Origin of the sequence: Bradyrhizobium sp. B117, assembly GCF_038969555.1 — a bacterium.
In the GTDB taxonomy this organism is placed as follows: Bacteria; Pseudomonadota; Alphaproteobacteria; order Rhizobiales; family Xanthobacteraceae; genus Bradyrhizobium.
This window is the reverse complement of the sequence record NZ_CP152414.1, coordinates 3971480-3987198: the sequence shown is the minus strand read 5'-3', so window position 1 is coordinate 3987198 and position 15719 is coordinate 3971480. Positions and strand designations below refer to the sequence as shown.

Below are 15719 nucleotides of genomic sequence, written 5' to 3'. Positions count from 1 at the left end.
GTGCCCGGGCGACCTCAACCCTTGACCAGGTCGAGCCGGATCAGGCTTTCGGCTGTGGCGAGGATCGCCTCGTCGTTCGAGCGGGGCTGCCAGCCCAGCACCGACCTCGCCTTGGCGCTGGTGGAATGCCTGACACGTCCAAGCATCGGAACCACGGCGCGCAGCAGCGGGACCCGGGTTGCCGCCAGCCGCACCAGCCAGTCCGGGGCCTGGAGCCGCGGAACCCGCCGCGCCCGCGGTCCGAGTTCCCGCCGCAATACCTTGCCGATGTCCAGGATCGACATCGTCTCGCCGGAGACCGCGATGAAGCGCTCGCCCTTCGCTTCGGGCGCCGTCATCGCCCGCAGGTGCAAATCGGCGACGTCGCGCACATCGACCACGCCAAAATAGACCCGCGGCACCGCCGGCATGGCGCCGTCGAGCAGCGATTTCACGATCTCGATCGAGCCGGAGAAGTCCGGCCCCAGCACGGGACCCAAAATGCCCGCGGGATTGACCACCGACAGTTCGAGCCCGCCGCCCTCGCGCGCGACGAAATCCCAGGCCGCCCGCTCGGCCAGGGTCTTGGACTTGATGTAGGGCTGCACGTCGCTGCCTGTGAGATTGGTCCAGTCGGTCTCGTCGAACGGTTTTTCGCGTGGCGGATGGCCGTAGCCGATCGCACCCAGCGAAGAGGTGATGACGACCCGCTTGACGCCGGCCTCGCGCGCCGCGCGCAGCACCCGCAGCGTGCCGTCGCGGGCGGGGATGATCATCTCGTTCTCGTCCTTGGGAACACTGGTCGACAGGGGCGAGGCGACATGAAGCACGTAATCGCAGCCGGCGACGGCCTCGCGCCAACCGTCGTCCGCGGTGAGGTCGGCGGTGAAGAAGGACAGGCTCTCCGGCGCTGCCGCCCCGCCCTCGCGGAGCATCGCCAGCACGTCGTCCCGTCGGTCCGGCCGGCGCACCGTCGTCCGCACCGTATGGCCGGTCGCCATCAATTGCAGGACGACATGGACTCCGACAAAGCCCGAGCCGCCGGTGACCAGAACAGTGCTCATTGCCAAATTCCCTCGTTGCGCCGGCCGGCGAATTGGTTCGCCATGGCCCTGCCAGGTCCGCATCTGGTCACTATCTCGGAAGGGAACAAGTAGAATGGATTTCGAGACCGGTATGGAAAACCTGACCAGCGTTTGCGACGGCCACTGCGATTGCAGCCCGGACCCTGCTTTGCTCGCCGACTTCAAGCGGGCCATCCATGCCCTCGGCGGCAAGTGGAAGCTGGAGATCCTGTTCGCGCTGATGAACGGCACGGTTCGTTTCGGTGCGTTGCGGCGATCGATCGGCGGCATCACCCAGCACATGCTGACGACGCAACTGCGCGAGCTCGAGCAGGACGGTCTCGTGTCACGCACCGTCTTTGCGGGAAAACCCTTAAGGGTCGAGTACGAGCTGACGGATGCGGCTTACGGCCTATTGCCGGCGTTTAAGGAAATATTGAGCTGGTCCAGACTCTATGGCGACGCGCGCCTTGCGGCGTCGCGACAGGCCTGATTGCAGCGATGCGTGATGCAGATCGATCAGCGGCGCAATCTTCGAGTCGATCCCGTTGATGCGACTCGCAAAATCTTCCCCCACCTGAAGTGAAGGCTGTTTCTCATCCGAACTCACGTGAGCTCGGAGGAATCGACTCTAGCCCATTGATCACGATTCACTTTTCGCGATTGCGCTCGCGCGTTGAAGCGCGCGGCCGCAGGCGACAGGCAAAATGCTGATCCCGGCGCGAAACGGCGCCTTGCGTCCCAAAATCAAAGAGCCGCAACTCTGCGGCTCGGACTCTATTCGTCGCGGTAGACCTTCTCGCGTTTCTCGTGGCGCTCCTGCGCTTCCACCGAGAGCGTCGCGATGGGCCGGGCTTCGAGCCGCTTCAAAGAGATCGGTTCGCCGGTGTCCTCGCAATAGCCGTAGGTGTTGTCCTCGATGCGCTGGAGCGCGGCGTCGATCTTGGCGATCAACTTGCGCTGGCGGTCGCGGGCACGGAGTTCGATGGCGCGGTCGGTTTCGGACGATGCCCGATCGGCAAGATCGGGGTGGTTGACGTTCTCCTCCTGCAAGGCTTGCAGGGTGAGCTTGGACTCTTTGAGGATCTCATCCTTCCAGGCGAGGAGCTTCAAACGGAAGTACTCCTTCTGCCGGTCGTTCATGAAAGGCTCTTTTTCGGTCGGTCGGTAGTTTTTCAACTTTTCCAAGGGCGGCCTATCTGTCTAAGCAACGACTCGCAACGGAAACGGGTCCGTTGAGCCGGGCCTTATATAGTGGCCTCCTGTGACAGACAATATTGTCCTGATCGCCCAGGCGCCGCTCCCAAGCCCTTGCACAGGAAGGTTTATCCTGCAGGGCGTGGAAGCGGCCGAAGGCCTAGTAGCCGACCGTGAAGCGCTGCCTCAGATGGGCTGGGCGCTCGATCTCGTCCGCGAGCGCAATGGCGTAGTCGGCGAAGGTGATCCAGCTTTTCCCGTTCGCATCTGCGAGAAGCTGATCGGTCCCGAGCCGGAACTTGCCCGTGCGCTCCCCCTCGACGAACAGCGCCGACGGCGAGATGAAGGTCCAGTTCAGGTCCTTCTCCTGCCGCAGCAGGTCCAGGAACTCGGAACCCTTTTCGGCCTCGGCCTTGTACTGGGCCGGAAAACCGGGGGTTGTGACTAGCTTCACGCCAGGAGCGACCTCCAGGCTGCCGGCGCCACCGACGACGAGGTAACGGCCCACGCCGGACTGCTTCGCTGCGCCGATCAGCTTGAGCGGGTCGCTGGCGAGGAAGTGCACGGAACTGACAGCGACGTCATGCCCTGCCCACAGCGTGGCGAGGCCGGCCTGGTCGAGCACGTCGCCCTTGATGGGCGTGACGTTGGGCAGGACCGCGATCTTCTCGGGATTGCGGGCGATGGCCGTGACCGCGTGGCCGCGGCGGGACAGTTCCTTGGTGATGTCCGATCCGGCCCGGCCCGAGGCGCCGGCGACTGCGATTTTCATGGGAGACTCCTTTGCTTTAGTAACTATCGGTGACTAGATATCGCAAAGAATGCTGGTGTTAAGAGAGCACTTTGTGCTTACCTGATTACGCCGGAGTAACCCGCGTAACCGCCGGAACGGAAATCGAGCTGAGGACCCCGACGATGAAACCCGACGTCTATGCAGCGAACTGCCCCACGCGCCGGATCCTCGATCGCGTCGGCGACAAATGGGCGGTGCTGATCCTGTTGCTGCTGCGCGAGGAGCCGATGCGTTTCAATCAGTTGCGCCGGACGATTGAAGGCATTTCGCAGAAGATGCTGAGCCAGGTTCTCAAATCGCTCGAACGCGACGGCCTGATCAGGCGCCACGCCATCGCGACCGTGCCGGTGACGGTCGAGTATTCGATCACGCAGCTCGGCATTACTCTCGCCGCCGCGGTCGATCCGCTGCGTGATTGGGCCGAACAGAATCTGAAAGACGTGCTCGCCGCCCAGCGCCGCTACGACGCGCAGCTGAAGGATGAAGCGGCGTAGGCGCGTGTGAAAAACGCTTATAGAAGTCCCGTTATCCTGAGGTGCGAGTGGCGCGATGCAACGCATCACGCCGGGAGCCTCGAAGGATGTACGGCCGAGATGCTTCAGCCGGGCCGTCGCCCTTCGAGGGCCGCTGAAGAAGCGGCCACCTCAGGCGACAACGGCTTCGCCGTTGCGCGGGGGTGACGGATAACGGTCAGGCCTGCCCGGCCTTGGCCAGTTCGACCTCGACGCGCAGCTCGATCTCGGCAAGCACGGCATCGAGACCGGCGTCGCCGGACGACGATTTCAAATTCGCCGCCGCATCGCGCAGACGCATCACGGTGGACCCGTCGAGATTACCGGAGAGAAGCCCCATCTTGAGATCGTCGAGCACGTCGAGCGCAGTCTTGCCGCGGGCGACCGAGCGCTTGCGACGCTCGACCGGATCCTCCTCGATGCCTTGCAGTGCGATCAGCGCGTCGATATTGGCGGCGGCCTTCGGTGCGGCGGCACTCCGCGTCTCCTGCGCCGACGAGGTGTCGGGCAGCACGAAGGTGCCCGAACTCGTTCGCCTGGCCTGGCTGGCCGGCGCTCCAAGCGTGGTGCCGTTCGGTCCATAGATGCGCATCGGAAGCAATCCGGGTGATCGATGCCTCACCTTCGCTGTTTTATGGTTAACGGGTCGTAAACAGCCCGGCAAAATCTGCCGCCACACGGCAGTTTCGCTCCTCAGGGACAACGGCCGCTGACGCCGGTCGAAACAGATTTATTCAACCTATTCAGCGATCTAGTTCCACTGCCCTGGGTTGGCACAACGCTCGCAAGGAAAGCGACGGACCAGCTCGTCATGGGAGTGTCGCAGAAGGTCCTTCGATTTGAGGAGGCTTTTAGAGGGGCCTTGGGGAGCAGAGGATGCCAGGCGTTCGTTGGGTGAGGATTGTTGGGGCGGCCTGCGCCGCGCTGTCGGCGCTGGCGCTGTCGGTCAGTTCGGCGGCTGCGACCTCGCGCATCAAGGACCTCGCCAACATCGAAGGCGTGCGGCAGAACCAGCTCATCGGCTACGGCCTCGTCGTCGGCCTCAACGGCACCGGCGACACGCTCAACAACATCCCCTTCACCAAGCAGTCGCTGCAAGCGATGCTCGAGCGCATGGGCGTCAACATCCGCGGCGCCACCATCCGCACCGGCAACGTCGCCGCGGTGATGGTCACGGGCAATCTGCCGGCCTTCGCCACGCAGGGCACGCGCATGGACGTCACCGTCTCCGCGCTCGGCGATGCCAAGAACCTCCAGGGCGGCACCCTCCTCGTCACCCCCCTGCTCGGTGCCGACGGCAACGTCTATGCGGTGGCACAGGGCTCGCTTGCGATCTCCGGCTTCCAGGCCGAGGGCGAAGCTGCAAAGATCGTGCGCGGCGTGCCGACCGTGGGCCGCATCGCCAACGGCGCCATCATCGAGCGCGAGATCGAGTTCGCGCTCAACCGGCTGCCGAACGTGCGCCTGGCGCTGCGCAATGCCGACTTCACCACCGCCAAGCGGATCGCAGCAGCGATCAACGACTATCTCGGCGTCAAGACCGCCGAGCCGATCGATCCCTCGACGGTACAGCTTTCGATCCCGCCGGAGTTCAAGGGCAACGTCGTCGCCTTTCTCACCGAGATCGAGCAGCTCCAGGTCGACCCGGATCTCGCGGCCAAGATCATCATCGACGAACGCAGCGGCATCATCGTGATGGGCCGCGACGTCCGCGTCGCCACCGTCGCGGTAGCGCAGGGCAACCTCACGGTCACGATCTCGGAAAGCCCGCAGGTCAGCCAGCCCAACCCGCTATCGCGCGGCCGCACCGTGGTCGCGCCGCGCAGCAGCGTTTCCGTCACCGAGGACGGCAGGAAGCTCGCCCTCGTCAAGGACGGCGTCTCGCTCCAGCAGCTCGTCGACGGCCTCAACGGCCTCGGCATCGGCCCGCGCGATCTCATCAGCATCCTCCAGGCGATCAAGGCCGCCGGCGCGATCGAAGCCGACATCGAGGTGATGTGATGCAGACGAGCACGATCAAGACCCCGCAGCTCACCACGTACTCCCCGGCCTTCTCCGTCGAGAGCCGCGACGGCCGCCCCGACTTCGAACTCGCCGCCGCGCTGCAGAAGGTCTCGCCGCAGCAGCAGGCCAAGGCGCAGAAGACCGCCACCGATTTCGAGGCGATGTTCCTCAACAGCATGTTCTCGCAGATGACCTCGGGCCTGAAGGGCGAAGGCCCGTTCGGCGACACGCCGGGCACCGGGGTGTGGCGCTCGATGCTGACCGAGCAATATTCCAAGAACTTCGCCAAGGCCGGCGGCGTCGGTGTCGCCACCGAGGTCTACCGCACCCTGATCATGCAGCAGGCGAAAACCATCCGCACGGCATAAGGTCAAACGAGATGAACCAGTTCACCGCCGCACGTCAGCCGATGCAAGCTCAGCGCCCGAACACCGCGCCCGGCAGCGCCGAAGCGCGCAAGCTCGCCGAGAATCTGATGGATGCGATGAACGCCCTGCTCGGCCTGATCGAACGCGAGACCGAGCTCGTCCGTGCCGGCCAGGTGCGCGAAGCGATGACGCTCGAGAGCAGGAAGCAAGAGCTGTCGCGCAATTATGTCGGCGCCGTCAGCGACCTCAAGGCGAACCAGGCCCAGCTCGCCAAATCCGCGCCCGAGCTGCTCTCGACGCTGCATCGCCACCACGATGCGTTCCGCGCCATGCTCCAGGTCAATCTCACGGTGCTTGCGACCGCACATGCGGTCTCCGAGAGCGTCGTGCGCGGCGTCAATGCCGAGATCCAGAAGCGCAACGTCCCGAACACCTATACAGCCGCAGGGCGCCGCGCCGCTCCCGGCCCGCGCCACATCACGCCGCTCGCGGTCAGCCGCTCGCTCTGAGCGCGCGCAACAACAACCGACAATTTTACGAAAAACCGCGCGGCAATATCGTCGCGCGGTTAGGCACGTTTGCTTACCAGGTCTTCAATCCTGGTGTTCCATGGTTGCGTATTGAGAGGGGTTGGGATTTGACTCACGCAAGGCAACCAGGAGGCTGCCATGAGTACAGATTTCAGCATCCGGCCGGTGGGGATCCCGGCCCCCGCGCAGATCGTCCCGACGTCGAATTCGGCGGCGAACGAGGCCGTGCAAACTGATTTGCCGGTGAGCCAGACGGTCGCCGCGAGCGATACCAGCGCGGCCGTGCGCAATGATCTTCCGAACAATCAGAACATCTCGCGCCAGGTCGTGTTCGACCAGGCGGCTGCCTCGTTCGTTTTTCAGGTGGTCAACGAGAAGACCGACGCAGTGGTCAACCAGTTCCCCGACGAGGCGATGCTGCGCCGGCGGGCCTATTTCCATGCGGAGGATCTGAAGGCCCAGCCCTCGCGTCCGCTCAATACGGACCTCAGCGCCTGACAGGCTCAGGCTGTCGGCGATAGCCGACGCCGTCACGTCCTCACGGACGGCCGGACAGGCCGGCGGCAATGTTGCGGTTGATCTCGATCAGCGGGCGGAAGTGATCGAACTGCGGGCTCATCTGGAGCGCGGCGGTCTGGCTCAGCACGAACACGCTGATGTTGGCGATCTTCTGCCGGACGTCGAGCGGTTGCGGATTGGTGTCGCGCATCGCCTCGCTGAGGAAGATCGTCCAGAGCTTCCGATTGAACATCAGCGCCTGCATGGTCTGCTCGCTGAGCGGATCGGCGCTGTTGACGGCATCCTGAAGCTTGTTGGCGGCCTTCAGCAGGGTTTGCGCTTCGATGTCCCGGGGAGAGGCAGTGGTCGTTGCGACACGCGCGTAAGCCGAGGCAGCGGAATTCGACATCAATCACACCTTGGAGGTTTACCTAGCCCGTTGAACGCGCTTAAGGATTTCTTTCCCAACCCTAGGCAGCACCGCTTAAGATTTGCTTACGTGTCTGCTTGGAAGCCCTCCGCACTATTACGGGTCACGGAGTCCTTCGTCATCGCGAAGCTAGATGTGCACATGCGCGCTGTAAACACGCTTCGCACGATGCGCATCGATCTCGGCTAATCCTGCCTTAGCGATCTCCATAAAAACGGCGGAGCATCAGCCCCGCCGCGACGTTCAGATTCAATTTCTTGCGCCGCGAAACTAGCGGAGCAGCTGCAGCACGCTCTGCTGCGACTGGTTGGCAAGCGACAGCGCGGACACTGCGATCGACTGACGGGTCGACAGCGCCTGGCTGTTGGCCGCTTCCTCGTTGGTGTCGGCGAGCGTCAGGTTGGAGGAGCCGGTTTGCAGCACGTTGATCAGGTTCTTCGAGAAGTCCTGACGCACCTGCACGATCGAGAGGTTCGAGCCAAGCGCGGACCCTTCCGAGCGCAGCGTGCTCGAGGCCGCATTCAGGCTCGCCAGCACCTTGTTGGTCGCACCGTTGTCGATGAAGTCGACGCCGTTGACGAGGTTGCTGAGGCCGAGGCCGGCCGCGTTGAACACCACGCCGTTGATGCTGAGCGTCGAGCTGCCCGTCTCGTTGAAGACGAGCTTCAGCGTGTCGCCGTTGAGCAGGTTGACGCCGTTGAACGAAGCGTCCTGCGAGGTGGTGTCGATCTGCGCCAGGATGTTGTTGAACTGGTTGACCAGATTGGAGCGCGCCGTCTGCGCCACGGGATCCTGGATCGGCGGCTGCGCGGTGGTGAAGGCAACCGTGCCGGTGATCGTGCCGCCGACGACGCCGCCGGCGATCACAGAGCCGAGCGTCGAAGACGCGTATTCGTTGACGGTGGTGATCGTGAGCACGCCGTTGGCGTCGATCGTCGCCGTCAGGTGGTTGGCCTGAAGCTGGTTGTTGAGCTGGTCGAGCGTCTTGACCGTGCCGTTGGTGCCGTCACCGAAGGTGACGTTGACCGGCTTGCCTCCGTTGAAGGAGGTGAAGGTCAAGGTCTTGCCCGAGATGCTGCCCGGTCCCGGCGCGCGCCCCGCGGTGAAAGCGGTTGCGGTGCCGGTCGCGCCGGTCAGACCGAAGGCGGACAGCGCGTTGCCCGTCCCTGTGATCGACAGATCCGCGTTGGTACCGGTGCTGAGCTTGAGAGCGCCGTTGACGACCGAGGACAGCGATGAACCGCTCGCCGCGACCACGGCGCCCGCGCTGACGATGCCGGCGCCCGATGCCAGGTCGACCGCGTTGAGCGAATCCTGAACGGTTGCGCCCTGCAGATAGACGGTGGAGTTGCCGTTGTTGTCGGTCACGATGTTGCCGATCTTGGTCGACCCCGTCGGCGCGGCAGCAGGGACGGCCGCGTTCTTGAACGTGACTGTCTTGCCGTCGACGTTGAGCGTGGAGCCATCCTGAACCAGCGTGCCCAGCGTGGCCGGGGCGGTCAGACGCGCCTTGGTCACGTTGACATTGCCGGAGCCGGTCGCGGTGGTCAGGCCCAGCGCCTTGAGGAAGTCGGCCTTGCCTGTGATGCTGAGATCGGCGCCGGTGCCGGTGGTGAGGGTGAGCTGGCCGCCGGCGATGGCGGCATTGGCGCCCGAGGAGGTCGACAGCGTTGCGGTGCCGCCCGTGATCGCCGCGGTCTGCACGCCGCTTGCAAGATCGATCGCGTCCATCACGTCCTGGACGTTGGCAGCCGGCGCGGCGGCTGTTCCGAGGTAAACCGTGGAGTTGCCATTACCGTCGGTGACGACGTTGTTGTTCTTGCCGGAGCCGGCGGGAACGTTGGCGACCGCAGGGGCTGCGCCGGCCCTGAAGGTGATGGTCTTGCCGTCGACAATCAGCACATCGCCGTCGGATGGCGCGCCGTTCGCCGCGATGGTGGCGGCGCTCGGCGTACCGAGCAATTTGAGATTCGGCGCAAGGCTATTTGCGGTGCCCGCGCCGTCGGGAGCGGCGTTACCGGTCAGGGGTTGCGAAACGCCACCGAGCGTGGTGGCAGCGGTGATCGGAGTCGTACCGCCGCCCGTGCCGTTGGTGACGACGTTGCCGGTCGCCGTCGCATAGGTGTAGCTCGTGGTGCCGCGCAGATCCGCCGGCGTCGCGCCGGGGATCGTGGTCGAGATGTTCGACTTGGTCGAGTAGCCAACCGTGGTCTGGAGCGCCTGGTTGGCGATCGACTTGGCGCTGTCGATCAGCTTCTGCAGCGAGGTGATGCCGGTGTTGGCCGCCTGAAGCACCTGCACACCGTTGTTGATGCCGTCGAGCAGATTGCTGATGTCGCTCGCCCGGTTGTCCAGCCCCTGCGCTGTGAAGAAGTTGGTCGGATTGTCCAGCGCCGTGTTGACCTTCTTGCCGGTCGACAGTCGGGACTGGGTGGTGGCGAGCAGGTCGGCCGTTGATTGCAGCGACAACAGGTTCTGGCGAACTGACGCCGAGAGAACGATGTTGGACATTGGCGGTCTTCCTTTTGAACCGGATACGAATCGGGCTCGCCGATCTGGAAAGCGGGCTTTTGTCGAGTTTTAGGGGCTGTCCTTTAAAGTATGGTTAACGGCGACTTAAGGGATAGGGTTAATGCCGGGTTAGCGCCCTTCCCGGCCCGGAACACGGGCTCCATCGAGCCCTTGCACGAACGAAAAAAGCGGCGGGGCCGAAGCCCCGCCGCCGGTTTTAGTTCCGTGATTTCAGATGCTTACTAGCGGAGCAGCTGGAGCACGCTCTGCTGCGACTGGTTGGCCAGCGACAGCGCGGAGACCGCGATCGACTGGCGGGTCGACAGCGCCTGGCTGTTGGCCGCTTCCTCGTTGGTGTCGGCGAGCGTCAGGTTGGACGAGCCGGTCTGCAGCACGTTGATCAGGTTCTTGTTGAAGTCCTGACGCACCTGCACCACCGAGAGGTTCGAACCCAGCGTCGAGGCTTCCGAGCGCAGCGTGCTCGAGGCTGCGTTCAGCTTGGCCAGCACCCTGTTGGTCGCGGAGTTGTCGATGAAATCGACACCCTGCACCAGGCCGGCCAGACCCAGACCCTTCGAGTTGAAGGTCACGCCGGTGATGTTCAGGCTCGACTTGCCGGTCTCGTCGAACACCAGCTTGAGCTGGTCGCCGTTCAAGAGGTTCACGCCGTTGAAGGACGAGTCGACCGAGGTCGTGTCGATCTGCGACATGATGTTGTTGTACTGGGACACCAGGTTGGAACGGGTCGCCTGGGCAACCGGGTCAACAGTCGGTGTCGTCGCGTTGGTCCAGGTCAGTGAGGTCGTAATCGTGCCACCGATCGTGCCACCAGCGATGACCGATCCGATCGTCGAGGACGCATAGTCGTTGGTCGCCGAGATCGTGAGCAGGCCGTTGGCGTCGATCGTGGCCGACAGGTTGTTCGCCTGCAGCTGCGTGTTCAGCTGATCGAGCGTCTTGACCGTGCCGCCGGTGCCATCACCGAACGTGACGTTGACCGCCGTGCCGCCGTTGAAGGAGGAGAAGGTCAAGGTCTTGCCCGAGACACCGCCGGCCGATGCGGCGCGGCTCGCCGTGAAGGCGGTGCCGGTGCCGGTGGAGCCGGTCAGGCCGAGCGCCGACAATGCGTTGCCCGAACCTGTGATCGACAGATCCGCATTCGCACCGGTCGAGAGGTTGAGCGCGCCGGCCACGATCGACGAGTTCTTGGCGCCTGCGGTCGTCTGCAGGGCACCGGAAGCACCCGCCGTCTTGACGGTCTGCACACCGGTCGCAATATCGATGGCGTTCAGAACGTCGTTGATGTTGCCGGACTGAAGGTAAACGGTCGAGTTGCCGTTTCCATCCGTGACCAAATTGCCGACCAGGGTGGAGCCCGTTGCGACTGTGGTGGGCGTCACCGCGTTCGAGAACGTGATCGTCTTGCCATCCACGTTCAGCGTCGAGCCGTCCTTGATCAAAGTGCCGAGTGTGCCTGCGGCGGTTGAGCGCGCCTGGGTCACAGTCACGCTACCGCTGCCCCCTGCCCCGGTCAGGCCTAGGGCCTTCAGGAGGTCGGCCCGGCCACTGATGCTGAGATCAGCACCGGTACCAGTCGTGAGGGTAAGAACACCACCTGCGCTAACGGAAGCCAAAGTGCCCGAGCCGGCGACGACGGCATTACCAGCGCCGTTAAGTTTCCCAGCTCCGGTCGCCAGATCGATCGCATTGAGCAGGTCCTGCACCGTGCCGGTCGCACCCGTGGCACCCGTGTAGACGGTAGAGTTTCCGTTGCCGTCCGTAACGATGTTGCCGACCTTGTTCGAGCCGGAGGGCGCCGCGGTCGGAACGTCGGCCGCCTTGAAGGTGATCGTGTGGCCATCGACCGTCAACGTCTCGCCGTCCGAAGGCGCGCCCTTGGCGGCAATGGTTGTCGCTGAGGGGGTGCCGGCGAGCGTAAGGGTCGTAGCCAGTTTGGCCGCAGTTCCTGCACCGTCAGGCGCCGCGGATCCGACCAGCGAAGCGGACCCGCCGCCGAGCGTGGTTGTTCCGGACGCAACGGTGGTACCGCCCGCACTACCGTCGAACACCACGTTCGAGAGCGCGGTCGTGCTGGTGTAGGTCGTGGTGCCGCGCAGGTCGGAGGCCGTCGCGCCAGCAATCGTGGTCGAGACGTTCGACTTGGTCGAATAGCCGACCGTGGTCTGCAGCGCCTGGTTGGCGATCGACTTGGCGGAGTCCAGCAGCTTCGAGAGCGAGGTGATGCCGGTGTTGGCAGCCTGGAGCACCTGCACGCCGTTGGCAATGCCATCGAGCAGGTTGTTGATGTCGCTGGCGCGGTTGTCGAGCGACTGTGCCGTGAAGAAGTTGGTGGGGTTATCCAGTGCCGTGTTCACCTTCTTGCCGGTCGACAGACGCGACTGGGTGGTGGCGAGGAGGTCGGCGGTGGACTGGAGAGAGAGCAGGTTCTGGCGAACCGACGCAGAGAGAACAATACCGGACATAACTCTTACCCTTCTGGTTTACGCGTCTTCGTTCGATCGCTTCGGATCGAGTGACGGGCACAGCCTGCGCGGACATGGCTAACAAAGGGTGAAACCTTCTCACGAGCCGTAAGCGCCGGTTCACCATAAGGCTCAGAGAGCGGGTCAAGATCGGTGACGATCGACCTGAAACTCCTCATGCTTTTTCGGCGTTTGCTCCCTGTTAACCATAACCAACGGTTACTTTTTCAGAGCCGCCAGACCACCTCTCGATCGGCTGCGCAAAAAGGCAAAAAGAAAGCGGCGGGGCCGAAGCCCCGCCGCCATGACTTGATTGCGATGTCAGCCGCTTATTAGCGGAGCAGCTGGAGCACGCTCTGCTGCGACTGGTTGGCCAGCGACAGCGCGGAAACCGCGATCGACTGGCGGGTCGACAGCGCCTGGCTATTGGCCGCTTCCTCGTTGGTGTCGGCCAGCGTCAGGTTGGACGAGCCGGTCTGCAGCACGTTGATCAGGTTCTTGTTGAAGTCCTGACGCACCTGCACGACGGAGAGGTTCGAACCGAGCGTCGAGGCTTCCGAGCGCAGCGTGCTCGAGGCCGTGTTCAGCTTGGTCAGCACCTTGTTGGTCGCGGCGTTGTCGATGAAGTCGGTGCCCTGCACCAGGCCGGCCAGACCCAGACCCTTCGAGTTGAAGGTCACGCCGGTGATGCTGAGGTTGGACTTGCCGGTCTCGTCGAACACCAGCTTGAGCTGGTCGCCGTTGAGCAGGTTGACACCGTTGAACGACGCGTCCAGCGAGGTCGTGTCGATCTGCGTCATGATGTTGTTGTACTGGGACACCAGGTTGGTACGGGTGGCCTGGGCAACAGCATCAGCAACCGGCGCGGTCGCGTTCGACCAGGTCAGGGTCGAAGTGATCGTGCCGCCGATGGTACCGCCAGCGGTGGCGGATCCGATCGTCGAGGACGCATAGTCGTTGGTGGCCGCGACCGTGAGCAGGCCGTTGGCATCGATCGTGGCCGTCAGGTTGTTGGCCTGCAGCTGCGTGTTCAGCTGATCGAGCGTCTTGACCGTGCCGCCGGTGCCATCACCGAAGGTGACGTTGACCGCCGCGCCGCCGTTGAAGGAGCTGAAGGTCAAGGTCTTGCCGGAGATGCCACCCGACGCCGCGGAACGGCTCGCCGTGAAGGCGGTGCCGGTGCCGGTGGAGCCGGTCAGGCCGAGCGCCGACAGCGCATTCTTGGTGCCGGTGATCGACAGGTCCGCGTTCGCACCGGTCGAGAGGTTGAGCGCGCCGGCCACGATCGACGAGTTCTTGGCGCCTGCGGTCGTCTGCAGGGCACCGGAAGCACCCGCCGTCTTGACGGTCTGCACACCGGTCGCAAGATCGATGGCGTTCAGAACGTCGTTGATGTTGCCGGCCTGAAGGTAAACGGTCGAGTTGCCGTTTCCATCCGTGACCAAATTGCCGACCAGGGTGGAGCCCGTTGCGACTGTGGTGGGCGTCACCGCGTTCGAGAACGTGATCGTCTTGCCATCCACGTTCAGCGTCGAGCCGTCCTGGATCAAAGTGCCGAGTGTGCCTGAGGCGGTTGAGCGCGCCTGGGTCACAGTCACGCTACCGCTGCCCCCTGCCCCGGTCAGGCCTAGGGCCTTCAGGAGGTCGGCCCGGCCACTGATGCTGAGATCAGCACCGGTACCAGTCGTGAGGGTAAGAACACCACCTGCGCTAACGGAAGCCAAAGTGCCCGAGCCGGCGACGACGGCATTACCAGCGCCGTTAAGTTTCCCAGCTCCGGTCGCCAGATCGATCGCATTGAGCAGGTCCTGCACCGTGCCGGTCGCACCCGTGGCACCCGTGTAGACGGTAGAGTTTCCGTTGCCGTCCGTAACGATGTTGCCGACCTTGTTCGAGCCTGAGGGCGCCGCGGTCGGAACGTCGGCCGCCTTGAAGGTGATCGTGTGGCCATCGACCGTCAACGTCTCGCCGTCCGAAGGCGCGCCCTTGGCGGCAATGGTCGTCGCTGAGGGGGTGCCGGCGAGCGTAAGGGTCGTAGCCAGTTTGGCCGCAGTTCCTGCACCGTCAGGCGCCGCGGATCCGACCAGCGAAGCGGACCCGCCGCCGAGCGTGGTTGTTCCGGACGCAACGGTGGTACCGCCCGCACTACCGTCGAACACCACGTTCGAGAGCGCGGTCGTGCTGGTGTAGGTCGTGGTGCCGCGCAGGTCGGAGGCCGTCGCGCCAGCAATCGTGGTCGAGACGTTCGACTTGGTCGAATAGCCGACCGTGGTCTGCAGCGCCTGGTTGGCAATCGACTTCGCGGAGTCCAGCAGCTTCTGCAGCGAGGTGATGCCGGTGTTGGCAGCCTGCAGCACCTGCACGCCGTTGGCGATGCCATCGAGCAGATTGTTGATGTCGCTGGCGCGGTTGTCGAGCGACTGGGCGGTGAAGAAGTTGGTGGGGTTATCCAGCGCCGAGTTCACCTTCTTGCCGGTCGACAGACGCGACTGGGTGGTGGCGAGGAGGTCGGCGGTGGACTGGAGGGAGAGCAGGTTCTGACGAACCGAGGAGGAGAGAACGATACCGGACATACTGTTACCTTTCTGGTAGCTACGCGTCCTGCTTGACCGAAATTGATCAAACGACGGGCGGACGGTGCCTCCGAGCCTCTAACAATCCGTGAAATGAAACCGCCGGTTTGTCCGCGTCGTACCCAAAACGCATTTCCGCACGGTTGCAGCGGAGGTCTTTTCGATCGTTCAAGCCATTGACCTCGTTATATTATTTTACACGACCGCGAATCTTTACGACCCGTTAACCACATTCGGCAAGGATTGGACCCAAATCAGAGCTGGCGGTTGTCATTCACTGGGACGCGCGCCGCTCGTTACAAAAGGGTTGATGGAGAACAGGCATGGCTCTCAAGGTCGAGCTCAAACCGCACGAACGCATCATCGTCGGCAACTCCGTAATCACCAACACGGACCAGCGCGCCCGTCTTCTGATCGACGGCGAGAACGTGCCGATCCTGCGCGAGCGCGACATCCTCACGCCGGAGACCGCCGACACCCCCGCCAAGCTCGTCTATCTGGCGGTCCAGCTGATGTACATCTCGCCGGATCCGCAGACCCAGCACGGCACCTACTTCAACCTCGTGCGTGACATCGTCACCGCGGTGCCGAGCTCCTGGCCGATCATCGAGGGCATCAACAACAACATCATGAGCGGCGACCTCTACCGAGCCCTCAAGGAGGCCCGCAAGCTGATCGCCTATGAAGACAAGCTGCGCGATCAGTACAAAGCCACTCATCCGAACGGCGACGTCAGTTCGGCCGCTTGAGCGCTTCGCGCATCTGAAAACAAAACGC

Annotated in this window: 15 protein-coding genes; 7 read left to right on the top strand and 8 right to left on the bottom strand. The window is 63.7% G+C overall.

Annotation, left to right across the window (positions count from 1 at the left end):
• Nucleotides 1-14: 14 nt before the first annotated feature.
• On the bottom strand, nucleotides 15-1043 hold the full coding sequence (locus AAFG16_RS19380) for an aldehyde reductase (protein ID WP_342740231.1): 1029 nt from the start codon (nucleotides 1041-1043) through the stop codon (nucleotides 15-17).
• Nucleotides 1044-1137: 94 nt separating this feature from the next.
• On the opposite strand from AAFG16_RS19380, the gene AAFG16_RS19375 reads away from it, so the two are divergent.
• Nucleotides 1138-1536 (top strand): helix-turn-helix domain-containing protein, encoded by a 399-nt coding sequence (locus AAFG16_RS19375; protein ID WP_283085895.1) that lies wholly within the window; start codon nucleotides 1138-1140, stop codon nucleotides 1534-1536.
• 284 nt (nucleotides 1537-1820) lie between these two features.
• On the opposite strand, the gene dksA is transcribed toward AAFG16_RS19375, so the two are convergent.
• Both dksA and AAFG16_RS19365 read right to left on the bottom strand, forming a co-directional pair.
• Entirely contained in the window at nucleotides 1821-2186 is a 366-nt protein-coding gene (gene dksA / locus AAFG16_RS19370; protein WP_008554760.1) for an RNA polymerase-binding protein DksA, read from the bottom strand.
• A gap of 214 nt (nucleotides 2187-2400) precedes the next feature.
• Entirely contained in the window at nucleotides 2401-3012 is a 612-nt protein-coding gene (locus AAFG16_RS19365; RefSeq protein WP_283085894.1) for an NAD(P)-dependent oxidoreductase, read from the bottom strand.
• Nucleotides 3013-3155: 143 nt separating this feature from the next.
• On the opposite strand from AAFG16_RS19365, the gene AAFG16_RS19360 reads away from it, so the two are divergent.
• Nucleotides 3156-3527, top strand: coding sequence for a helix-turn-helix domain-containing protein (locus AAFG16_RS19360; protein ID WP_283085893.1), 372 nt, complete (start codon nucleotides 3156-3158; stop codon nucleotides 3525-3527).
• A 196-nt stretch (nucleotides 3528-3723) separates the two neighbouring features.
• Here the strand turns inward: AAFG16_RS19360 and AAFG16_RS19355 are convergent, their stop codons facing one another.
• On the bottom strand, nucleotides 3724-4137 hold the full coding sequence (locus tag AAFG16_RS19355; protein WP_283085892.1) for a flagellar assembly protein FliX: 414 nt from the start codon (nucleotides 4135-4137) through the stop codon (nucleotides 3724-3726).
• A gap of 284 nt (nucleotides 4138-4421) precedes the next feature.
• Between AAFG16_RS19355 and AAFG16_RS19350 the strand changes: the two genes are divergently transcribed.
• From AAFG16_RS19350 to AAFG16_RS19335, 4 genes are all read left to right on the top strand, one after another.
• The gene (locus AAFG16_RS19350) at nucleotides 4422-5546 is read left to right on the top strand and encodes a flagellar basal body P-ring protein FlgI (RefSeq protein WP_283085891.1); all 1125 of its coding nucleotides are present in this window, start codon (nucleotides 4422-4424) and stop codon (nucleotides 5544-5546) included.
• Nucleotides 5546-5917, top strand: coding sequence for a flagellar assembly peptidoglycan hydrolase FlgJ (gene flgJ / locus AAFG16_RS19345; RefSeq protein WP_283085890.1), 372 nt, complete (start codon nucleotides 5546-5548; stop codon nucleotides 5915-5917). Before AAFG16_RS19350 ends, flgJ begins: the two co-directional genes overlap by 1 nt.
• Nucleotides 5918-5928: 11 nt before the next feature.
• Entirely contained in the window at nucleotides 5929-6426 is a 498-nt protein-coding gene (locus tag AAFG16_RS19340; RefSeq protein WP_283085889.1) for a hypothetical protein, read from the top strand.
• A 159-nt stretch (nucleotides 6427-6585) separates the two neighbouring features.
• Nucleotides 6586-6945 carry a hypothetical protein gene (locus AAFG16_RS19335; protein WP_283085888.1) on the top strand — a complete coding sequence of 120 codons (360 nt, stop codon included), beginning with the start codon at nucleotides 6586-6588 and terminating at the stop codon, nucleotides 6943-6945.
• A gap of 40 nt (nucleotides 6946-6985) precedes the next feature.
• On the opposite strand, the gene flaF is transcribed toward AAFG16_RS19335, so the two are convergent.
• The 4 genes from flaF to AAFG16_RS19315 all read right to left on the bottom strand — a co-directional run bounded on the left by flaF (nucleotide 6986) and on the right by AAFG16_RS19315 (nucleotide 14942).
• Nucleotides 6986-7354, bottom strand: coding sequence for a flagellar biosynthesis regulator FlaF (flaF, locus tag AAFG16_RS19330; protein ID WP_027560338.1), 369 nt, complete (start codon nucleotides 7352-7354; stop codon nucleotides 6986-6988).
• Nucleotides 7355-7645: 291 nt separating this feature from the next.
• Nucleotides 7646-9886, bottom strand: a complete 2241-nt coding sequence (locus AAFG16_RS19325) for a DUF1522 domain-containing protein (RefSeq protein ID WP_283085887.1) — start codon at nucleotides 9884-9886, stop codon at nucleotides 7646-7648.
• A gap of 242 nt (nucleotides 9887-10128) precedes the next feature.
• A complete protein-coding gene (locus tag AAFG16_RS19320; RefSeq protein WP_283085886.1) occupies nucleotides 10129-12369 on the bottom strand; it encodes a DUF1522 domain-containing protein in 2241 nt (746 codons plus the stop codon).
• A 332-nt stretch (nucleotides 12370-12701) separates the two neighbouring features.
• Nucleotides 12702-14942: a DUF1522 domain-containing protein gene (locus AAFG16_RS19315; protein ID WP_283085885.1), complete on the bottom strand. Its 2241-nt coding sequence runs from the start codon at nucleotides 14940-14942 to the stop codon at nucleotides 12702-12704.
• Between the two features lie 323 nt (nucleotides 14943-15265).
• On the opposite strand from AAFG16_RS19315, the gene flbT reads away from it, so the two are divergent.
• Nucleotides 15266-15691: a flagellar biosynthesis repressor FlbT gene (gene flbT, locus AAFG16_RS19310; RefSeq protein ID WP_128932807.1), complete on the top strand. Its 426-nt coding sequence runs from the start codon at nucleotides 15266-15268 to the stop codon at nucleotides 15689-15691.
• The last annotated feature ends 28 nt before the right edge of the window (nucleotides 15692-15719 follow it).